We start from the raw sequence: 20,876 nt of genomic DNA on the forward strand, positions 1-20,876 counted from the left end.
GGCCCCCGACCCCGCCCCCGACCCGGCCGCCGGCTCCCCCGTCGGTGCGGGAGGCGGGTGTCCTGGCCTGGGACGGCTCGGCGGGCTCGGTGCGCGTCCTGGCCGACGGCCCGGGCCCCGTACGCCTGCGGATCGCGTACCTGAGACGGGAGAACGGCGGCGAGGCCCGCGAGGTGGGCCAGGAGACGCGCACCCTCACGGGCCGCACCGCGTACACGGCCCAGGTGGGCCGCACCCCGGCGGCGGTGCCCTGCGGCGACCGGGCGTACCTGGCGATCCTCGCCATGACGGAGCCGGCCGCCGCCAACGGCCCCCAGATCCGCGAGGTGCCCGTGGACGGCCCGCCCTGCCCGACCCGCACCCCCGCCACGCCGTCCCCGTCGCCCGCCACCACCCACCCGACGCCGGAGGCGGCCCCGGCCACCGGCTGAGGCCGGGCACACCGCAGGATGCGGCGGCGCGGCCGGACGCCGGATGCTGGGAGCACGACCAGCTCAGGGGAGGCCAGTGTGAGGCTCGGCAACGTGCTGATTCCCGTCACCGATCTGGACCAGGCGATCGCGTTCTACGGGCTGCCGGTGCGGTTCCGGGACGGCGACAGGTTCGCGGCGCTGGACGCGGGCGGGGTGACGATCGCGCTGGCCGGTCCGGCCGAGCACGTCACCGCGTCGGCCGCGCCCTCGTACCGGGTGGACGACACGGCGGCGGCGGTGGCGGAGCTGGCGGCGCGCGGCGCCGAGGTGGTGCGGGCACCGGAGGCGGGGCCGCACGAGACCCGGGCGGTGCTGCGCGACCCGTCGGGCAACGTCTTCGTGCTCTATTCGCCGCTCTGAGCGGCGCCCCGGACCGGCAGCCCGTCGCGCACCCAGGCGGCGGGGGTGACGAACAGCCCGGCCGCCTCCACGAGCACCGTGCCGTCGGGCGCGCTGATGCGGCCGCCGGCCCAGTTCTTGCGGCCCTCCGACCGCGTGTGCTCGGCCGTGGCGACGACGGGGGCGCCGTACGGGACCATCGCCCGGTAGGTCATGGTGAGCGAGACGGTCACGCCGGCGAACCCGGCGGCGGCGTTGGCCTGGCCGAGCAGGTGGTCGAGCACCATCGCGCTGATGCCGCCGTGGACTCCGCCGGGCGGCCCCTCGTGCAGCGGCCGGAACGTCACCTCGGCCCGCACACCGGCCGGGGTCCGCTCGACGACGAGCGGGAGGGCGAACGGGTTCGCCGCGCCCACGACGGCGTTGCCGAGGGCGCGCAGGCTGCCGTCGGGGGCGATCTCGTACGGGTGCGGGGCCGGGCCGCCGGATCCGCCGAGCCGCCTGGTCAGGGCCTCCAGCTCGGCGGCTACGGCGGCCAGCTCGTCCGGGGGCGCGCCGGTGGTGGCCACGGCGTCCATAAGGCGTCTGGTCCGCTCGGCCAGCTCGGTCAGCGCCTCAGCTCTGGCTCCGTCGGTTGCGGCCTCGATCGTCATGATGGTCCACGCTACCGAATTCCGTTCTAAACGGGAACGACACGCCCGGTTCGGTAGATCTTTTGAGGTTTTATCACCTTTGTCGTGACACTTCCGTAACATAGCTGACCTGCGGTATCGGCCATGGGCAACGGATGGCAGTGTCTTTGCGCGTGCTTGACCTGCCGTTACGTGCCGGTAGCCTCCTGCATCACGGACGAACACAGGTCTCCGGTTCGTCACGACCGTCCCAGGACTACCCCTGGTACCCCGGGACGCTCGTGCCGAAACCGGCCCGGCTCGGAAGGGTTCCCCCGCACTTCCATGACGACCCCAGAGATGAAGAAGTTCATCGATCTTCTCGAGAGCCAGCTCGGCTACTCGGAGAAGGCCGGCGCGTACACCAAGTTCGGCGACTGGTACGGCTCCAACGTCGAGTTCGACGCCGACTACACCGGCGCGCCCTGGTGCGACATGTTCCTCTCCTGGGCGGCCACCAAGCTCGGGTACGAGGAGTGGATGGGGCAGTTCGCCTGGACCGTGGCGCACGCCAAGTGGTTCAAGCGGCAGGACGCCTGGGGCACCAAGCCGCAGCCCGGCGCGTTCGTCTTCTACGACTGGAGCGGCACCAACGACATCGACCGCATCGACCACGTCGGGGTCGTCACCCGCGTCGAGGGCGGCCGGATCTTCACCATCGAGGGCAACATCGACGGCGGCGTCGCCAAACGCAAGGAACGCGACACCAGCAAGGTCGTCGGCTACGGCTACCCGTGGAAGATCAAGGAACGGCTGGACGAGAAGGAGGCCCAGCGCGTCCTCAAGGAGGCCGGCACCCGATCCGCCGAGGCCGGCACCTACCAGCCGTCCGAGCAGCTCACGACGCTGATCCCGCGCGCCGAGAGCGACCTGCGCATCCCCCTCGCCGCCCCCACGCCCGGCGCCCGCACCGGCTCGCTGCAGAACCTGGAGATCGCCTCGCCCGACTCCGGGCGGACCGAGTCAGGGCGGGCCCAGCCCAAGACCGAGTCCCGCACGCGGCCCGACGCCCCCGCCACGGCCGCCAAGCCGGCCAAGGACGCCAAGGCCGCCACCGCGCCGCAGTCCCAGGTGGGAGCGCCGTCCACCGACGGCAAGGCCGCCTCCGCCGCGCCCAAGCCCGGCAAGCACGCCAAGCACTCGACCGCCGACACCAGCGCGGCCACCACCGGGCCGATGCCCGCCATCGTGGACGCCTCCATCGCCACCCCGGCCGCGCCCGCCGACTCCACCACGCTGGTCACCTCCGCCCTCGTCGCGGCGCTCGCGGTGCTGGCCATCGCCAAGACCAGGAGCCTGCGCCTGCGCCCGGCCGGCCGTGCCGTCGCCGCCGCCGCTGTCGCCGCGCCTCCCGCCGCTCCGGCCCACCGCCGCCGCAAGCCGCGCAAGCGCGTCTCCCTGTCCGCCAGGCGCGACGCCGTCGAGCTGGCCGCGCCGCCCAAGCTCCTGGACGCCGCCGAGCCCGTCAGCGCGCTCCGCTCCCTCCAGGACACCGCCACGCCGGTCACCACCCCGCGTGAGCCCCTCGTCGTCCCCGCCGCCGCACCGGCGACCACAGGGCCGTTCGAGCCCATCGTCATCCCGGTCACCGCCTCGGTCGCCCCCATCGTCATCCCCCCGGCGACGACCCCCTTCAACGCCTTCACCCGCCTCCCGGAAACCACCGGCGAGTTCGCCCCCATCCCGGCGACGACCGGGGAGTTCGGCCGCGTGCCGGCGACGACCGGGGAGTTCGCGCGGCCGGTGTTCTCGGACGGGGCCGCGCTCGTGCCGGGGGGCAGCGCCGACGCGTTCGACGCGTTCGCCCGGCCGCCTGTCCGCCAGCACGGTTACGCCGGGCGGCGGCGGCGCTACGAGCACCCGATCGAGGAGCCGGGGTTCGCCGCCGACGCTCCCCCGCGCGGGCGCCGGCACCGCAACGGGGGCGTGTCGCCGCAGTACCTGGAGCCGTTCGCGCAGGACGCGCCGCTGCGTGGCCGTCGCCACCGTACGGCCGCCCAGCAGGCGCGTACGGCGGCGCACCAGCAGATGGCGCTGACGGGCCCGCCGCAGCGGCAGTCGTCGGAGGACACCGCCCCCTCCCGGGGCGGCGGCGCCCGCCGCACGGCCCACCAGCGCCGGGGCCGTCACCGCGCCTGACCGGACCCCCGGGCCGGAGGGCGGGCGACGGGCCCGCCCTATGCTCGGGAGGACCACGAGCCGCGAAGGAGTCTCATGTCCTACCCCGAACCCCGCTATTTCGGCGAGAGCGGCGAGCGGAACGCCGTGCTGCGCCCCGCCGACGCGCCGCCCGACCTGCAGATGGGCGGCGGAGGCGCCGCCCACTACCTGGGCACGGGCGCGAGCACGAACGGCGCGTTCGGGCTCTACCGATGGGAGATGGGGCCCCGGCCGTCAGGCCCGGCGCCGCACTTCCACCGGACCATCACCGAGTCCTTCTACGTGCTGTCCGGCACGATCCGGCTCTACGACGGCACGACCTGGATCGACGGGAAGCCGGGCGACTTCCTGTTCGTGCCCGAGGGCGGCGTCCACGCCTTCCGCAACGAGTCCGGCGAGCCGGCGTCGATGCTGATCCTGTTCACGCCGGGCGCGCCGCGGGAGGCGTACTTCGAGGAGAGCGTGGCGCTGATGGCGAGCGGCCGGCAGCCCAGCGCCGAGGAGCTGGCCGACCTCTACCTGCGCCACGACCAGTACATGGTCTAGATGAGACCCAGGGCGAGCATCGCGTCCGCCACGCGGCGGAAGCCGTCGATGTTGGAGCCGGCGACGTAGTTGCCGGGCATGCCGTACTCGTCGGCGGTCTGCAGGCAGCGGCCGTGGATGTCGCGCATGATCTCCTGGAGCCGGTGCTCGGAGAACTCGAACGTCCAGGAGTCGCGGCTGGCGTTCTGCTGCATCTCCAGGGCGCTGGTGGCGACGCCGCCGGCGTTGGCGGCCTTGCCGGGGCCGAAGGCCACGCCCGCGTCAAGGAAGATCTTGATGCCTTCTGGCGTGGTGGGCATGTTGGCGCCCTCGCCGACGGCCAGCAGGCCGCCTTCGACGAGGTGGGCGGCGTCGCGGCCGGTGATCTCGTTCTGCGTGGCCGACGGCATGGCGACCTGGCAGGGCACCTCCCACACGCTGCGGCCGGGCACGAACGAGACGTGCTCGCCGCGGCGCTCGGCGTAGACGTCGAGCCGGGCCCGCTCGACCTGCTTGATCTGCTTGAGCAGCTCCAGGTCGATGCCCTTGTCGTCGAGGACGTAGCCGGAGGAGTCGGAGCAGGCCACGACCGTGCCGCCGAGCTGCTGGACCTTCTCGATGGTGTAGACGGCGACGTTGCCGGAGCCGGAGACGACGACCCGCTTGCCGTCGAACGACGTGCCGCGCGCCTTGAGCATCTCGTCGACGAAGAAGGCGCACCCGTAGCCGGTGGCCTCGGTGCGTACCTGGGCGCCGCCGTAGGCGAGGCCCTTGCCGGTGATGACGCCGGACTCGTACCGGTTGGTGATGCGCTTGTACTGGCCGAACAGGAAGCCGACCTCGCGCCCGCCGACGCCGATGTCACCGGCGGGGACGTCGGTGTACTCGCCGATGTGGCGGTAGAGCTCGGTCATGAAGCTCTGGCAGAAGCGCATGATCTCGCGCTCCGAGCGGCCCTTGGGGTCGAAGTCGGAGCCGCCCTTGCCGCCGCCGATGGGCAGCCCGGTGAGGCTGTTCTTGAAGATCTGCTCGAAGCCGAGGAACTTCACGATTCCCAGGTAGACGGACGGGTGAAAGCGCAGGCCGCCTTTGTACGGGCCGAGGGCGCTGTTGAACTCGACCCGGAAGCCGCGGTTGATGTGCACCTCGCCGCGGTCGTCCTCCCACGGCACGCGGAAGATGATCTGCCGCTCGGGCTCGCAAATACGCTCTATGATCTTCGATTCGGCGTATTCAGGGTGCTTGCCGAGCACTGGGCCGATGCTTTCCAGCACCTCGCGCACCGCCTGGTGGAACTCGATCTCCCCAGGATTGCGGCGCAGGACGTTGTCATAGATCGACGACAGTTTCTCGTGCAACACGGATTCTCCCCACTCATTTGCATTCGCCCCTCACCTTAAGAGGTGCGCATTTGTGAGAAGTCGCCGGGACCCCGAAACAGGTCGCACGCTGCGTGACGGACTCTTACTCTGTGTGGCGAACGCGAACCCCCACGAGGAGACACGATGATCCGCGACTTCGCCCTGGCCGCCCTCGCGGGCGCCGCGCTCGGCACCGCCTCCCCCGCGCAGGCGACCGACGTGCCCGCCTACACCTGCGACAACCTGCGCGGCGACCCGGCGACGACCGTGCTGTACGGCCCCTGCGAGGCCACTCCTGGGGCGGTCACCTCGGGTGAGTTCGCCGGCGAGGTGACCGGCCAGACCCGGCAGTACGCGATCCGCATCCGGTGCACCGGCGGCGGCCGGGCGGCGCTGCCGGGCGAGGTCCTGATGCAGGACTGCACCCGCGTCGGTTAGCCCCCGGCGTGGGCGCCCTCGACGGGCCGGCGGCCTGGCAGCAGCCGGACGAGCCCGCAGCAGGCCACGAGGGCCGCGGCGACCACCGTCAGCCCGGCGGTGACGCCGCCGGCGGTGTGGAGGTAGACGGTGGTGACGGCGGCGGCGCCGACGCTGTTGGCCAGTTGCTGGCTGGCCGACAGGGCGCCGCTGGCGCTGCCCGACTCCCTGGCGTCGACGCCGCCGAGCGTGACCTGGTAGACGCTGCCGAAGCAGGAGCCCAGGCCGAGCCCGATGACGAGGACGGGCGGGACGAGCGCCCAGACGGCCGGTCCGGTGCCCAGCGCGAGCAGCCAGAGCGCGCCGGTGAGCGTGATGAGCAGCCCGGTCAGGATGAGCCGGCGGCCGAGGCGGTCCAGCAGCCGGTGCGAGGCGACGGAGGCGACGACGATGCCGGCGGCGAGCGGCGCCAGGCTGGCGGACGCCTGGGTGGGCGTGCGGTGCAGCGCGTCCTGGAGGAAGAGCGCGAGCAGGAACAGCAGGCCGGAGACGGCGGCGTTGAACACCAGGCCGAGGGTCAGCCCGGAGACGAAGCCGCGGTTGCGCAGCAGTGAGGGTTCGATGAGCGGGCTCGGCGCGGTGCGCTGACGCCGTGCGAACAGGACGAAGAACACCGCTCCCGCCGCCAGGCAGGCGGCGGCCCGGGGCGTCCAGCCGTGGCCCGCGCCGTCGATGAGCCCGTACAGCAGGCCGAGCATGGCGGCGGCGAGCAGGCCGGAGCCGGGGCCGTCGACCTTGACGGCGCGCTCGCCCTCGTCGCGGGGCAGCAGCCGGACGGCGAGGACGACCGCCAGGCCGCCCAGCACGATGTTGATCAGGAACATGGCGCGCCAGCCGAGGCCGAGCAGGTCGGCGTCGATGAGGACGCCGGCCAGGATCGGCCCGCCGATGGACGCCAGGCCGAGGGCGGGGGCGAAGACGCCGAACGCCTTGCCGAGTTCCTCGCGGGGGAACACGGCGCCGAGGATGCCGAACCCCTGCGGGATCAGCAGCGCCCCGAGCGCCCCCTGGAGCAGCCGGAAGACGACGATCGAGACCGGGTCCCAGGCCAGGCCGCAGGCGACGGAGGCGAGGGTGAAGCCGGTGACGCCGACGAGGAACAGGCGGCGGCGGCCGTACTTGTCGCCCAGGCGGCCGCCGACCACGAGCAGGACTCCCATGGACAGCGCGTAGGCGCTGCCGAGCCATTGGATGAGGGGCTCGCCGCCGGACAGGTCGGCGGCGATGGTGGGCGCGGCGAGGTTGGTGATCGTCGCGTCGAGGAGGTCGAGGATGGCGGCGAACAGGACGACGGCCAGGACGGCCCAGCGTCTCCGGCCGGTGGTCACGGCTGTGGACAAGGGGGTTCTCTCGTTCAGCGCCGGGTGAAGGCCGCGGCGTTCTCGGCGGCCCACTGGCGGAAGGTGCGGGCGGGGGTGCCGAGGAGGGTCTGGGTGGTGTCGGCGATGGCGGCGGGCTGCCGGGAGGCGGTGGCCCACCAGGCGAGGAGCGATCCGGCGGACGCCGCCGGCATGTAGCGGACGAGCTGGCGCTCGGCCTCCTCGTGGGTGATCCGGACGACGGGGATCTCGTGCCCGGCGACCTCGGACAGGATGGCGAGCTGCTGCCTGAAGGTGAGCCCTTCGGGGCCGGTGAGCGTGATCGCGCGGCCCCGGAGCCGGGTGCCGGTCAGCGCCTCGCAGGCGACGTCGGCGATGTCGGCGGAGTGGATGGGCGCGAGTTCGGCGTCGGGGTAGGCGAGCTGGACCGGCCGGCCCTGGCTGATGTCGTACGCCCAGCCGAGTGCGTTGCCGGCGAAGGCGTCCGGCCGCAGGAACGTGCTCGGCAGGCCGGAGGCGGTCAGGGCCCGCTCGACCAGGAGGCTCTGGCTCGCCATGGGGTCGGTCTCGGCGTCGGGGCTCAGGACCGACGAGGACGACAGCAGGACGACGTGGCCGACGCCGGCGGACTGGGCGGCCTTGGTGAAGGCGTCGATGCCGTCGGGGTCGGGATAGAGGAAGACCTGCTCGACGCCGTGCAGGGCCGGGCCGAACGTCTCCGGCCGGTCGAGGACGACCTCGGCGGTCTGGACCCCGGCGGGGACGGTGAGCTCGGCGGGGCGGGCGCTGGCGGCGCGGACGGGCAGCCCGGCGGCGTGGAGGCGGGCGACGAGCGCCTGGGCGACCTGGCCGCGGGCGCCGGTGACGAGGATGGTCATGGCCACTCCATTCGTTGACTGAAGACACATGCATGACAGCATGCATATAAAATCCTGTCAACATGTGCCCTCGGAGGTACGATTTACAAATGACGGACGATGAGCTGCTCGACGCCGTGGGTCCCGCGTTCTCCAAGCTGAGGCGCACCTCGCTGCTGGAGGTCGAGAACCCGATCTCCGCCAAGGACCTCAGCCGGACGCTCGTGCTCAACGTCGTCCTGGAGCACCCCGGCGAGGAGGTCACCGTCGGCGGGGTGGCCGACCTGCTCGGCGTCGACCCCTCGGTGGCCAGCCGGATGGTCAGCGACAACATCAAGGCCGGCTACCTGGTCCGCGCCGCCTCCCAGCAGGACGGCCGCCGCACCGTCCTGCACCTCAGCCCGGAGGGCCGGGAGCTCATGGCCCGCTTCCGCCGCCACCAGCGGGCCGCCTACGAGTTCATCACCGCCGACTGGTCCGAGCGCGACCGGCTCGACTTCGCCCGCCTCATGCTCAAGTACGTCGACTCCCTGGCCACCCTCAGCGCCCGCAGGGCCCCGGACCCCCGGTAAAACCGCTGGCCGCGACGGCATCGGGCTGGCACACTTCCGACGATGCGCGCATACGTCGAAGAGATGGCGGCCAGGCTGGCCGAGGTGCCCGGGGTGCGGGGCGTGATGCTCGGCGGGAGCCGGGCGCGCGGCGAGCACGGGCCGGGCTCCGACTGGGACCTGGGCGTCTACTACCGGGGCGAGCTGGATCTCGGCGCGCTGCGGGCGCTGGCCGGGCCGGGGGTCGAGGTGGCCGGGCCGGGCGGCTGGGGCCCGTGGGTGAACGGCGGCGCCTGGCTGACCGTCGGCGACGTCGCGGTGGACTGGATCCTGCGTGACCTGGACCGGGTGGAGCGGGTGTGGGCCGACTGCCGGGAGGGCCGCTACGAGGTGGCGATCCAGGCCGGGCATCCGCTGGGCTTCTGGTCGCCGTGCTATCCGGGCGAGGTGGCGCTGGGCCAGGTGCTCGCGGACCCGTCGGGCGAGCTGGCGCGGCTGCGCGCGGAGGTCGCCGTCTATCCGGAGCCGCTGCGGCTGGCGCTGACGGCGAGCGCGTGGGAGGCGGAGTTCCTGACCGGGATCGCGGCCAAGAGCGCGGCCCGCGCCGACGGGCTGCACGTGGCGCTGTGCCTGTCGCGGGCGTTCGGCGTGCTGGCCCAGGCGCTGTACGCGGCCGACCGGCGCTGGTGCCTCAACGAGAAGGGCGCGCTGGCGGTCGCCGGGACGCTCCCGGCCGCGCCCGAGGGGTTCGCCGGGCGGGTGCGGGCGATCCTGGGCGCGCTCGGCCAGGACGCGGAGCCGCTGGCTGCGGCGGTGGAGGAGGCGCGGGCCCTGGTGGCCGAGACCCGCGCCGCCCTGGAGTGAGCCTCAGACGGTGACGCGCTCGGGCTCGCGAGCGGGCTCGGCGGGCCGCTCGTCCTCCTCGCCCTCCACCGACAGGTTGGGCAGCAGCCGGTCGAGCCAGCGCGGGCACCACCAGTTCCACCGCCCGAGCAGCACCATGGTCGCCGGGACGAGGAAGCCGCGGATCAGCGTGGCGTCCACCGCGATGGCCACCGCCAGCCCCACGCCGAACGTCTTGACCATCGGGTCGGGGTAGGCGATGAACGCGGTGAACACCGCGACCATGATGAGCGCCGCCGAGGTGATCACCCGCCCGGTGGAGCCGAGCCCCTCGGCCACGGCGCGCCGGTTGTCACCATGCTTCAGGTACGCCTGCCGCACGGCCGTCAGCAGGAACACCTCGTAGTCCATCGACAGCCCGAACAGCACCGCGAACAGCAGCAACGGCACGTACGTCTCGATCGGCACGCTGAAGAACAGCGTCTCCAGGTACGAGGCGCCGGCCGGCGGGTCCATGCCGACGAGCCCGCTGCCGAGCCCGATGGAGAAGACGAGCGCGAGCGCCCCGAACGCGGTGCCGAGCGACACCAGGTTCATCAGCGCCGCCTTGATCGCCACGATGGGCGCCCGGAAGGCCAGCAACAGCAGCAGCGCGCTGAGCAGCACGACGACGGCGATGACCAGCGGCGTGCGCTCGGAGATGCGGTCACCGGCGTCGGCGAGCGCGGCCACCTCGCCGCCCACGTGCACCTCGAACCCGGGCAGGTCCAGCCCCCTGATGGCCTTGACGACCTCCAGGGCCTCCGGGTCGCTGGGCGCGTGGTCGGGGATGACCTGGACCATCATCACGGTGCCGGACTCGCCGATCTCGCCGTCGGACACGTGGCGGACGCCGTCGACGGTCTCGATCTCGTCCCGGAGCCGGTCCAGGTCGGCGTCCGTCGCCGCGTGCGGCACCGTCGCCACGACGCTGACCGGCCCGTTGCTGCCGGGCCCGAACCCGACCTCCATGAGCTCGTACGCGCGCCGTCCCGGATCGTCCTTGGCCCCGTAGCCCTCGTCGAGCGGCCCGAGCTGGAGCGACAGCGCGGGGGCGGCGAGCGCGCCGAGCAGCAGCACGCTGCCGATGAGCACCCGCCAGGGCCGGCGGGCCACCCACGCGCCGAGCGACCCCCACCCGGACGATTCGGGCCGCCTGCCCAGGAACGGCACCTTGAGCGCGTTCACCCGGTGGCCGAGCAGCCCGAGCTGGGCGGGGACGAGCGTGACGGCGGTGAGCACGGCGGTGACGACGGAGATGCCGGTGACCCAGCCGAGCGTGCGCAGCAGCGGGAAGCCGCCGAACATGAGCGCGCTGAGCGCGATGATGACGGTCCCGCCGGCGAACACCACGGCCCCGCCGGAGCTGGACACGGCGCCGCGCACGGCCTGCCGGACGGTGAGCCCGCTGGCGAGCAGCCGCCGGTGCCGCGACAGCAGGAACAGCGCGTAGTCGATGCCCACGCCGAGGCCGATCATCGTGGCCATGATGCCGGCCTGCTTGGGCACGTCCACGACGTGGCCGAGCAGCCCGATCACGCCCAGGCTGGAGGCGACGCTGACGAGCGCGGTGAAGATCGGCACGAGGGCGGCGGTGAGCGTGCCGAAGGCGAAGACCAGCACGAGCAACGCGCACACGACGCCGATGACCTCGCTGGGCCCGGTCTTGATCTCCTTGTCGGCGGGGTTGCCGCTGGCGGCGGCGACGACCTCCAGCCCGGCCTGCCTGGCGGGCTCGGCGGCGTCGGACAGCGCCTGCGCGGTGGCGGCCTGCTGGGTGCTGTCGTGGCCGCTCAGCCGGACGGTGATCAGGCCGATCTGCAGGCTGGGCGACATCCCGGCGGCGCTGTAGGGCGTGCTGACCTCGTCGACGTGCGGCTGCTCGCGCAGCCGGTCGAGCGCCCGCTCGACGGCCGCCTTGCGCGGCTCGTCCAGCAGCGACCCGTCCGGCGAGTAGACCAGGAGCTGTACGGTGCCGCCGACCTCGTAGCCGGGGCCGAAGCCCGCGCGCATGAGGTCGTGGGCCCGCTGGCTGTCGGTGCCGGGGATGGCCACGTCGTTGCTGACCGGGCTGCCGAACACGAGGCTGCCGCCCATGAGCGCGGCGGCGGCGATGACCCATAATGCCAGGACGAGCCGGCCACGCCTGGCACACCATTCGCCCAGCCGGCCCAGAAAACGTGACATCTCGCCTGTTCCCCCGTCCTGTACGCCCGTACAGGGACTTACGATAAAGCAGGCACGCCCTGGTGGAAATGAGACGATGACCACACCTGACGACACCCGCAGCCGCATCCTGGCCGCCGCCAGGGAGCTGTTCGCCGAGCGCGGCTACGCCCGCACCTCGCTGGCCGACATCGCCGCCGCCGTGGGCCTGACCAAGACCGCCGTCGCCTACCACTTCCACCCGAAGGACCGGCTGGCCACCGAGCTGCTCGCGCCGTGCGTGGAGGACATGCTCACGCTGCTCGGCACCGAGTTCGGCGGCGACAGGCGGGCCTTCGCCGAGGCGCTGACCGGGTTCGTGGTGCGCCACCGGGCGGTGGTCCGGCTGTTCATGGAGGACCTGGGCGGCGCCGACGACGCGCCGCCGGGCTCCACCGGCGAGGCGGTGCGCACGTTCCGCGACGAGCTGTTCGCCCGGCTGACCGGCCCCGACCCGGACGACGAGGCGCGGCTGCGCGGCTGGGCCGTGCTGGGCGCGCTGCAGCTCGGCGTCACGCAGACGATGGACCTGCCGGAGGAGCGGGTGCGCCGGTCGCTGGTGCGCGCGGTGCTGACGCTGGCCGGCTAGAGCCCGAGCACGTCGCGTTCGACCCGGTCGAGCGCGAGCCGCACCGCGCCCAGGGCCACGCCGTCGTCGCCGAACGTGGAGGTCACCACCTCGGGCCCGCTCAGGCACAGCTCGGCCAGGTGGCGGCGGAGCGGCGCCAGCAGCACGTCCCCGGCCTGGGAGTAGGCGCCGCCGATCACCAGCAGGTCGGGGTCCACGGCCAGCACGAGCGCCGAGGCGCCGATCGCCAGGTTCTCGGCGTAGCGGTCGACGGCGCGCAGCGCGGCCCGGTCACCGGCCACCGCCCCCGCGAACACCTCCTCGGCGCTGCCCTCCTTGACCAGGGAGGTCGCGGCCTCCTCCCAGCCGACCTGGCGCAGCGTGCCGATCTCCCCGGCCGCGCCGGAGCGGCCGGGGTGCAGCCTGCCGCCGATCAGGATGCCCGCGCCAAGCCGGTGCCCGGCCAGGATGTAGACGACGTCGGAGGCGTGCTGGGCGCTGCCGCGCCAGTGCTCGGCGAGCGCGGCCAGGTTCGCGTCGTTGGCGGCCAGCGCGGTGCAGCCGAACCAGCGCCCGGCGATGCCCGCCAGGTCGACGCCGGTCCAGCCGGGCAGCGTGAGCGACAGCGACACCCGGCCCGAGCGGTCGACGATGCCGGAGGTGCCCGCCGCCAGCGCCCACACCCGGGTGCGGGCCACGCCGGCGCCGTCCACGCAGGCCAGGCAGGCGCGGCGGGCCACGTCGAGGCGTTCGGGGGCGGGCGCGCCGGCGGCGACGGGGACGCGCTCGCAGGCGACGACCTCGCCGTTGAGGTCGGCCAGCGTGACCACGACCCGGTCGCCGCTCACGTCCACGCCCACGACGTGGCCGGCGTCGGCGCGGAAGCCGAAGCGCCGGGCGGGCCGGCCCATCACGCCCCCGTCGGGCGGCACCTCCCGGACCCAGCCGCGCTCCCCCAGCTCGTCGAGCACCGCCTCCACGGTCTGCCGGGACAGCCCGGTGATGCGGCCGAGCTGGGTCAGCGTGGCCACGCCCTCCCGGCGCAGCGCGCGCAGCGTCACCTGGGTGTTGACCTTGCGCACCAGCGACGCGTCACCCGGCCGGAGGTCGGTCACTTACGAGACCTCTTTCCATAAGTTTCCTATTGACGAGTATGAGCCCGGATCCTAGCATCGGCCGACATACGTTAATCGGTTACATATGTGGAGGCGCACATGGTGACTCTCGCCGTCGTCGGCGCGGGTTCGCGGGGGAGCGCGTACGCCCGCCACGCCGTCGACTCGGGCCTGGCACGGGTGGTCGCGGTGGCGGACCCCGTGGCGAGCCGGCGCGACAGGTTCCCCGGCGCCGCGCCGTACGGGGACTGGCGCGAGCTGGCGGCGCTGCCGCGCCAGGCCGACGCGGTCATCATCGCCACCCAGGACCGCGACCACGTCGAGCCCGCGGTGCGCTTCGCCGAGCTGGGCTACGACATCCTGCTGGAGAAGCCGATGGCGGTCTCCGAGGACGACTGCCGGGCCATCGTCGCGGCGGCCGAACGCTCCGAGGCGATCTTCGCGGTCTGCCACGTGCTGCGCTACACGCCCTACACCCGGGCGCTCAAGGCGCTGCTCGACGCCGGGCGGATCGGCGAGATCGTCAGCGTCCAGCACCTGGAGCCGGTCGGCTGGTGGCACCAGGCCCACTCGTACGTGCGCGGCAACTGGCGCCGGGCCGACGAGTCCACGTTCATGCTGCTGGCCAAGTCCTGCCACGACCTGGACTGGCTGGTGCACCTGACCGGCAGGCAGGTGCGCAGGGTGTCGTCGTTCGGCGGGCTCAAGCACTTCCGCCCGGAGAACCGGCCCGCCGGGGCGACCGCGCGCTGCCTCGACTGCCCGGCCGAGCCCGGCTGCCCGTACTCGGCCCGGCGCATCTACCTGCCGCTGGCCGGGCAGGACCGCTGGCCGCTGTCGGTGCTCACCGACGACGTCTCCGAACAGGGGGTCCTGGAGGCGCTGCGGACCGGCCCGTACGGCAGGTGCGTCTACGACTGCGACAACGACGTGGTCGACCACCAGGTCGTGAACATGGAGTTCGAGGGCGGCGCGACCGCCTCGTTCACCATGACCGGTTTCACCCCGGCCGCGCACCGGCAGACCCGGATCTTCGGCACCCGGGGCTCGATCGAGGGCGACGGCGAACTGCTGACCGTGCACGACTTCGTCACCGGTCGCGCCGAGACCGTCGACACCCGGGCCACCGGCGACGGCACCGCCGCCGGCGGGCACGGCGGCGGCGACGAGGGCCTGGTCAGGGCGTTCCTCGCCGCCGTGTCGAGCAGGGACCGCACGCCGATCCTGTCGTCGCCGGGCGAGAGCCTGCACAGCCACCTCATCGCCTGGGCCGCCGAGAGGTCGCGGCTCGACGGCGAGACCGTCACGCTGGAAGGAACCCCCACATGAGAACACGGCAGATCACGGCCCTGCTGGCGCTCGGCGCGAGCCTCGTGGCCTGCGGCTCGTCCGACCCGGAACCGGCCGCGCAGGGCGGCGGCGACGGGCGTGGGCCGATCACGTTCGTCGGCGGCAAGTTCGAGGCCGAGTCGGTCCAGAAGATCGTCGACGCCTGGAACGCCGCGCACCCGGACGAGAAGGCGACCGTGGTGCTGCTGCCCGAGGCCGCCGACGAGCAGCGCAGGAAGCTCGTCCAGAGCGCCCAGACCAAGTCCGACACCGGGGACGTGATCCTCATCGACGCGGTGTGGACCAGCGAGTTCGCCGCCAACCGGTGGATCGACGAGCTCAAGCTGGACACCTCGGCGTTCCTGCCGCCCACGGTCGAGACCGGCAAGTACCGCGGCAAGCTGTACGCGATGCCGATGTTCACCGGCACCGGGCTCCTCTACTACCGGACGGACCTGGTCAAGAAGCCGCCGAAGACGTGGGACGAGATGAGGCGCATCTGCGACGAGGTCCTGCCCGAGCAGAAGGGCATGGCCTGTTACGGCGGCCAGTTCGACAAGTACGAGGGCCTGACCGTCAACTTCTCCGAGGCCGTGCACTCCGCGGGCGGCGAGCTGGTCGACGCCTCCGGCAAGCCGCAGGTCACCGGTGACGGCGCCAAGAAGGCCGCCCAGTTCCTGGCCGACGGGTTCAAGAGCGGGATGATGCCGAAGGAGGCGATCACGTACAAGGAGGAAGAGGGACGGGTCGCCTTCCAGGACGGCAAGCTGCTCTTCTACCGCAACTGGGCCTACGGCTACGAGGCCGCGCAGAAGACCGACGGGTCCAGCAAGGTCGCCGGCAAGACGGACGTGGCGCCGATCCCCGGGCTGGACGGGCCGGGCGCGGGCACGCTCGGCGGCAACAACCTGGCCGTGTCGTCCTTCTCCAAGAACAAGCAGACGGCCAGGGACTTCGTCGCGTTCATGACCAGCGCCGAGCAGATGCGGGCGTTCGCGATGTCCAGCTCGATGCCGGTGGCCACGGCCGCCGTCTACGACGACCCGGAGCTGATCAAGAAGTATCCGTATCTGCCGGCGCTCAAGGAGGGCATCCTGGCCGCCAAGCCGCGCCCGAGCGCGGTCCGCTACGGTGACGTGACCGCCGCCATCCAGGAGTCGGCCTACGCCGTCGTCACCGGCGCCAAGCCCGTCGACCAGGCCATGACCGAGCTGCAGGCGGCGCTCGGCCCGCTGCTCCAGCCGTGATGAGCAGGCCGCGCGGGCAGTCGTGGCTGGCGGCCGCGATGCTCTCCCCCACGATGATCGTGCTGGCGCTGGTGGTGTTCTACCCGCTGGTGGCGGCGATGCGCGAGTCGTTCTACACCAGCGGGCAGACGCTGGACGCGGACGGCTTCGTGGTGGAGGGCGAGCGGTTCGCCGGCCTGGCCAACTACGCCGGCGTCGCGGGTGAGCGCTTCCTGAACGCGGCGCTCAACACGACGCTGTTCACCGTGGTCACGGTCGGCCTGGAGGTGGTGCTCGGCGTCGCGATGGCGCTGGTCATGCAGCGCGCCTTCCGCGGCCGGGCCATCCTGCGGGCCAGCATCCTGGTCCCGTGGGCGGTGCCGACGGCGGTCGCCGGCCTCATGTGGAAGTGGATCTTCCAGGCCGACGGCGTGGCGAACGCGCTGCTCGGCACCGAGATCCTGTGGACGGCCGACGGCCCGTGGGCCAAGCTCGCCGTGGTCGTCGCCGACGTCTGGAAGACCGCGCCGTTCGTCGGCCTGCTCGTGCTGGCCGGGCTGCAGATCATCCCGTCGGAGGTGTACGAGGCCGCGCGGGTGGACGGCGCCTCGGCCGGGCAGCGGTTCCGCCGGATCACGCTGCCGCTGGTCAAGCCCGCGCTGCTGGTGGCCGTGCTGTTCCGGCTGATGGACGCGCTGCGGGTGTTCGACCTGCCGTACGTGCTCGTCGGGCCGCGCAAGCACTCGGTCGAGACGCTGTCGGGGCTGATCTGGGACGAGGCCACCCGGGTGCACTACGGGCCCGCCTCGGCGTACGGGACCGCGCTGTTCGTCTACATCGCGGTGATCGCGTTCGTGTTCGTCAAGCTGCTGGGGGCCGACCTGCTGAGCGACGTGCGGCAGCGGCGGAAGGAGGCCCGCGATGTGGGGTAGGGCCGGGATGATCGGCATCGCGCTGTACTGCCTGGTGCCGTTCTACTGGATGGTGGTGTCGAGCTTCCGCCGCACCTCCGACATTTACGAAATTTCGCCACTTCCCAGCCCGTGGTCGCTGGAGAGCTACGACGCGGTCTTCGCCGAGGGCATGGGGTTCGGCCGGTCGCTGGTCAACAGCCTCGTCGTCGCCGGCACTACGACCGCGGTCACGCTCGTCATCGGCACGCTGGCCGCCTACGCCCTGGCCCGGCTGCGCTTCCGGGGCAAGAACGTGATCCTGGCCCTGGTCATCGCGGTCTCCATGTTCCCCGGGGCGCTGCTCATCGTGCCGCTGCTCAAGCTGTTCACCTCGATCGGCTGGATCAACAGCTACCAGGCGATGATCGTGCCGTCGATGTCGTTCGCGCTGCCGCTGACCATTTGGAACCTGACCACGTTCTTCCGGCAGCTCCCCTACGATCTGGAGCAGGCCGCGATGATCGACGGCTGCACGCCGTTCGCCGCCTTCCGCCGGGTCATGGTGCCGCTGGCCGCGCCGGGCATCTTCACCACGGCCATCCTGGCCTTCATCGCCACCTGGAACGAGTTCATCATCGCGGTCACGATGGTCAACGACCAGGACGTCCAGACGGCCACCGTACGCATCGCGCAGTTCACCGGGGCGGCCAAGTTCGACACGCCGTTCGGCACCCAGATGGCCGCGGGCGTGCTGGTCACGATCCCGCTGGTGCTCATGGTGCTGTTCTTCCAGCGCCGCATCGTCTCCGGGCTCACCGCCGGGGCCCTCAAGTGACTCTGCTACCTTTGTCCACTTCTTTCTGTTAAGTCGGTTGTGGAGGTGCGGGGCATGCGGCGGCGGCACGGAACGGTCATCGGCGGCGTCCTGGCGGCCTGCCTGGTCGCGGGCTGCTCCGGACTGCCCGGCCCCGACCGGCCCGCCCGTCAGCAGCCCCCCTCCCCGTCCGCCGCCCCGGCGGCCGTGGTCTCCCCCCAGGAGGCCGCCGCCGTCCTCGACGACTACGTCAAGCGCAACAACGCCGCCAACAAGGCCAGGAGCGACGAACTGCTCGCCGCGTACGAGGCCGGCTCCAGCTACGCCATCGACCGCGCCGCCTACGCCTCCAGCCGCGCCCTCTCCAGGACGACCGAGTACGTGCCCTTCGGCTACACCCGGCCTGCCTTCCACGCGCCCACGCCCACCTGGTTCCTGACCACCGCCCTGTGGAAGGGCCGGACGAAGACCGCCGACACCCCCACGTACCTGCTGTTCACCAAGGAGGCGGACGGCTGGCGCCAGGTGTACGCGCCCGACGTCTTCTCCGGCATCGGCGGCGCCCCCGAGCTCGCCACCCCCGCCGCCGAGGTGAAGCCGGCCGACGCGACCGGGCTGCTCATGTCACCCGCCGACTTCGCCAAGAGCTACGCCGCCCACCTCGGCGGCAGGAGCTCCACCCGCTTCGCCGCCGACGAGCTCACCACCTCCGCCGCCAGGAACCGCCGCAACATGGCCCCGTACGCCAAGCTCAAGGAGGTGGTCCGGCCCGCGTCGCGCTACCCCTCGTACGCTCTGCGCACCGCCGACGGCGGCGCCCTCGTCTTCACCACCTTCCAGCGCGCCCGGCGCTACGACGTGCGCCAGGGGCCGCAGCGCAACTACGTGTTCCAGAAGGACAACGGCCTCATCAAGGGCAAGTTCTACACGTACATGAACGTCACGGACCTGCTCCAGGTGGCGGCCCACATCCCGCCGAAGAGCGACGAACCCGCGCAGGTCAAGGTGATCGCCTCCTACACCGGCATCATCACCGGCGACGGCCGCTGACCCCGCCCGGGTTCAGGGCTTCGCCCGGGCCCCGGGGGCGGCCGTCGGCTTGTCGGCCGGCTTGCCGGTCGGCTTGCCGGTCGGCTCGGACGGGTCCGGGCCCGACTGCGGCGCCAGCCCCACCGTGACCACCACCGCCGCCCCCTTCCTGGCGCACCCGCCCGCCTCCAGCGACTGCGCGATGGCCAGGTTCACCTGCGACTCGTCCGCCACGACCTGGCCCTGCACCGTGACCTCGAACCCGGCCCCGCGCAGCGTGCCGGCCGCGTCCTCCCGCGACCGGCCGATCACCGACGGCACCTCGACGCCCCGCCGCGACACGGTAAGAGCCACCGGCGTACCGCCCGCGACCCGGCTGCCCGCCTCCGGCGAGGTGGACAGCACCCGGCCGTCCGGCTCCGGCCCGCACTTCCTCATCACCGGCCCCACCGCCAGCCCCGCACCGGCCACCGCCGCCTCCGCGGCCTCGCGGCCCATCCCGGCGAGCGACGGCACCGGCACCCCCGCCGACACCCGCAGCGACACCACGGCCCCCTTCTCCACGTCGACGCCCGCCCCGGGCCGGCTCCCGAGCACGAGGCCGATCTTCCGCCCCGAGTCCACCAGCGACACCTGGCCCGCCACCAGCCCGGCCCGCTGGAGCGCCCGCACCGCCGCCGCCCGACTCAACCCCGCCAGCGGCGGCACCGGCACCCGCGCCGGCTTCGCCACCGGCGGATCCGGCTCCCCCGGGCCGCGCCGCCCCTCGTCCTCCGGCGGCGTGGCCTCCTCCACCGGCGACACGGTCGCCGCCGTCGCACCCGGCCCCGCCGCGCCGCCGCCCTGCGGCATCCGGTCGTCCCCGCTGAGCGCCGGCCCCAGCAGCATCCCGAGAATCGCCACACTCACCACCAGGGCGCCCACCACCGCCACCCCGGCCCGCCGCGCCGCCCGCCGCCCGCCACCGGACGGCGCAGGGGCATCCGGGGTGGCAGGCAGCCGGTAGCCGGAGGCCGCGCCCGTGGCCTCCGGCTCGGCCAAGGGCCTCGACCGGGCGACGCTCCCTCCCGTGGGTCCAGGTCCTTCCGGTCCTTCAGGTCCCGAGATGTCCGTACGGGGCGCCGGGACGGCCACGCCCGAGGCGCTCAGGACGTGGGCCGGCGGCGACCGGAGGACCGAATCGGGCAGCCCTCCGGAGTCCCCCAGCAGCGCCAGCAGGAGGTCCCTGCTGCTGGGCCGGTTACGCGCGTCCTTGTCGAGACAGGCGGCGACGAGCACGCGGAGCTGCCCGTCGAGCAGCCCCAGCTCGGGCGGCGCGGTGAGGATGCGGTGCAGCACCGGCGCCACCGAGTCCTGCCCGAACGGCGCGGCCCCGTTGGCGGCGAAGCACATCGTCGCCCCCCACGAGAACACGTCCGCCGCCCCCGTGACCGCCGACGCGGTGATCTGCTCGGGCGCCATGTACGCGGGGGTGCCGACGCCCCGCCCGCTCACGGTGGCGGCCGCGTCCAGCGCCCTGGCGAGACCGAAGTCGATCACGCGCGGGCCGTCGGAGCCCAGCAGCACGTTCTGCGGCTTGAAGTCGCGGTGCACGATCCCGGCCCGGTGGATGGCGGCGATGGCGGTGGCGGTGCCGACCGCGAGCCGTTCGAGCGCCCCGCCGCGCCGCGGCCCGGTGAGCATGACCTCGCGGGCCAGCGACGGCCCGTCGACGTACTCGCTGACGATGTACGCCCTGCCCTCGTCGAACCCGGCGTCGACCACCTGGGCCGTGCAGAACCTGGCCACGTGCTTGGCCAGCTCCACCTCACGCAGGAACGCCGCCCGCTCGTCCCCCACGGGGCCGTGCAGCAGCTTGACCGCGTAGGTGTCGTCGTCCCTCGTCCCGAGGTACACCACACCCTGGCCGCCCTCGCCCAGCCTCCCGGCCAGCGCGTAGGGGCCGAGTGTGCGCGGGTCCCCCGTTCTGAGGGGCTGCGCCGTCGGCACGGGTAGCCTCCCCTCGCCGCCACCCCTGTTTCCCTTCCACTGAAGGCAACCGGTGCCGGGGAGTCAACGGTGACCGCGCCATCGCCGCCTGAC

General features: G+C 73.1%; 20 protein-coding genes. 13 read left to right on the top strand and 7 right to left on the bottom strand.

From position 1 onward, the window contains the following. On the top strand, positions 1–431 hold a 431-nt coding region (locus tag KME80_RS30325; RefSeq protein ID WP_219509832.1), incomplete at its 5' end, for a hypothetical protein. 78 nt (positions 432–509) lie between these two features. Beyond that, positions 510–833, top strand: coding sequence for a VOC family protein (locus KME80_RS30330; RefSeq protein WP_308125985.1), 324 nt, complete (start codon positions 510–512; stop codon positions 831–833). Here the strand turns inward: KME80_RS30330 and KME80_RS30335 are convergent. Beyond that, positions 818–1,465: a PaaI family thioesterase gene (locus KME80_RS30335; protein ID WP_219509834.1), complete on the bottom strand. Its 648-nt coding sequence runs from the start codon at positions 1,463–1,465 to the stop codon at positions 818–820. The genes KME80_RS30330 and KME80_RS30335 overlap by 16 nt on opposite strands. A gap of 303 nt (positions 1,466–1,768) precedes the next feature. Between KME80_RS30335 and KME80_RS30340 the strand changes: the two genes are divergently transcribed. Together KME80_RS30340 and KME80_RS30345 are read left to right on the top strand one after the other, a co-directional pair. After that, positions 1,769–3,622, top strand: a complete 1,854-nt coding sequence (locus tag KME80_RS30340) for a CHAP domain-containing protein (RefSeq protein WP_219509835.1) — start codon at positions 1,769–1,771, stop codon at positions 3,620–3,622. Between the two features lie 75 nt (positions 3,623–3,697). Beyond that, positions 3,698–4,189, top strand: coding sequence for a cupin domain-containing protein (locus KME80_RS30345; protein WP_219509836.1), 492 nt, complete (start codon positions 3,698–3,700; stop codon positions 4,187–4,189). Here the strand turns inward: KME80_RS30345 and gdhA are convergent. Continuing rightward, entirely contained in the window at positions 4,186–5,529 is a 1,344-nt protein-coding gene (gene gdhA / locus KME80_RS30350; RefSeq protein ID WP_219509837.1) for an NADP-specific glutamate dehydrogenase, read from the bottom strand. The two genes, KME80_RS30345 and gdhA, sit on opposite strands and share 4 nt — an antisense overlap. Positions 5,530–5,673: 144 nt before the next feature. On the opposite strand from gdhA, the gene KME80_RS30355 reads away from it, so the two are divergent. Beyond that, on the top strand, positions 5,674–5,967 hold the full coding sequence (locus KME80_RS30355; protein WP_219509838.1) for a hypothetical protein: 294 nt from the start codon (positions 5,674–5,676) through the stop codon (positions 5,965–5,967). On the opposite strand, the gene KME80_RS30360 is transcribed toward KME80_RS30355, so the two are convergent. Both KME80_RS30360 and KME80_RS30365 read right to left on the bottom strand, forming a co-directional pair. Then, on the bottom strand, positions 5,964–7,346 hold the full coding sequence (locus tag KME80_RS30360) for an MFS transporter (RefSeq protein ID WP_246646008.1): 1,383 nt from the start codon (positions 7,344–7,346) through the stop codon (positions 5,964–5,966). The two genes, KME80_RS30355 and KME80_RS30360, sit on opposite strands and share 4 nt — an antisense overlap. Positions 7,347–7,360: 14 nt before the next feature. Then, positions 7,361–8,203 carry an NAD(P)H-binding protein gene (locus tag KME80_RS30365; RefSeq protein WP_219509839.1) on the bottom strand — a complete coding sequence of 281 codons (843 nt, stop codon included), beginning with the start codon at positions 8,201–8,203 and terminating at the stop codon, positions 7,361–7,363. Positions 8,204–8,292: 89 nt separating this feature from the next. On the opposite strand from KME80_RS30365, the gene KME80_RS30370 reads away from it, so the two are divergent. Together KME80_RS30370 and KME80_RS30375 are read left to right on the top strand one after the other, a co-directional pair. Next, positions 8,293–8,754, top strand: a complete 462-nt coding sequence (locus KME80_RS30370; protein WP_219509841.1) for a MarR family winged helix-turn-helix transcriptional regulator — start codon at positions 8,293–8,295, stop codon at positions 8,752–8,754. A gap of 42 nt (positions 8,755–8,796) precedes the next feature. Continuing rightward, the gene (locus tag KME80_RS30375; protein ID WP_219509842.1) at positions 8,797–9,597 is read left to right on the top strand and encodes a DUF4037 domain-containing protein; all 801 of its coding nucleotides are present in this window, start codon (positions 8,797–8,799) and stop codon (positions 9,595–9,597) included. Positions 9,598–9,600: 3 nt separating this feature from the next. Here the strand turns inward: KME80_RS30375 and KME80_RS30380 are convergent, their stop codons facing one another. Then, on the bottom strand, positions 9,601–11,802 hold the full coding sequence (locus KME80_RS30380) for an MMPL family transporter (protein ID WP_219509844.1): 2,202 nt from the start codon (positions 11,800–11,802) through the stop codon (positions 9,601–9,603). A 76-nt stretch (positions 11,803–11,878) separates the two neighbouring features. Here KME80_RS30380 and KME80_RS30385 point away from each other — a divergent pair, with 76 nt between their 5' ends. Beyond that, on the top strand, positions 11,879–12,409 hold the full coding sequence (locus tag KME80_RS30385; RefSeq protein ID WP_219509845.1) for a TetR/AcrR family transcriptional regulator: 531 nt from the start codon (positions 11,879–11,881) through the stop codon (positions 12,407–12,409). Here the strand turns inward: KME80_RS30385 and KME80_RS30390 are convergent. Continuing rightward, on the bottom strand, positions 12,406–13,503 hold the full coding sequence (locus tag KME80_RS30390) for an ROK family transcriptional regulator (protein WP_219509846.1): 1,098 nt from the start codon (positions 13,501–13,503) through the stop codon (positions 12,406–12,408). The two genes, KME80_RS30385 and KME80_RS30390, sit on opposite strands and share 4 nt — an antisense overlap. 99 nt (positions 13,504–13,602) lie before the next feature. Between KME80_RS30390 and KME80_RS30395 the strand changes: the two genes are divergently transcribed. Genes KME80_RS30395 through KME80_RS30415 form a run of 5 tightly spaced genes read left to right on the top strand, consistent with a single transcriptional unit; the run spans position 13,603 to position 18,815 of the window. Then, a complete protein-coding gene (locus KME80_RS30395) occupies positions 13,603–14,832 on the top strand; it encodes a Gfo/Idh/MocA family protein (protein ID WP_219509847.1) in 1,230 nt (409 codons plus the stop codon). Then, on the top strand, positions 14,829–16,079 hold the full coding sequence (locus KME80_RS30400) for an ABC transporter substrate-binding protein (protein ID WP_219509848.1): 1,251 nt from the start codon (positions 14,829–14,831) through the stop codon (positions 16,077–16,079). Before KME80_RS30395 ends, KME80_RS30400 begins: the two co-directional genes overlap by 4 nt. Continuing rightward, on the top strand, positions 16,079–16,990 hold the full coding sequence (locus tag KME80_RS30405; RefSeq protein ID WP_219509849.1) for a carbohydrate ABC transporter permease: 912 nt from the start codon (positions 16,079–16,081) through the stop codon (positions 16,988–16,990). The genes KME80_RS30400 and KME80_RS30405 overlap by 1 nt, the downstream gene beginning before the upstream one ends. Further along, the gene (locus tag KME80_RS30410) at positions 16,980–17,786 is read left to right on the top strand and encodes a carbohydrate ABC transporter permease (RefSeq protein WP_219509850.1); all 807 of its coding nucleotides are present in this window, start codon (positions 16,980–16,982) and stop codon (positions 17,784–17,786) included. The genes KME80_RS30405 and KME80_RS30410 overlap by 11 nt, the downstream gene beginning before the upstream one ends. 54 nt (positions 17,787–17,840) lie before the next feature. After that, entirely contained in the window at positions 17,841–18,815 is a 975-nt protein-coding gene (locus KME80_RS30415; protein ID WP_219509852.1) for a DUF8094 domain-containing protein, read from the top strand. A 12-nt stretch (positions 18,816–18,827) separates the two neighbouring features. Here KME80_RS30415 and KME80_RS52115 read toward each other — a convergent pair whose 3' ends face one another. Continuing rightward, positions 18,828–20,783: a serine/threonine-protein kinase gene (locus tag KME80_RS52115; protein WP_219509854.1), complete on the bottom strand. Its 1,956-nt coding sequence runs from the start codon at positions 20,781–20,783 to the stop codon at positions 18,828–18,830. Positions 20,784–20,876: the final 93 nt, after the last annotated feature.

This window comes from Nonomuraea ceibae, assembly GCF_019396325.1.
GTDB lineage: Bacteria > Actinomycetota > Actinomycetes > Streptosporangiales > Streptosporangiaceae > Nonomuraea > Nonomuraea ceibae.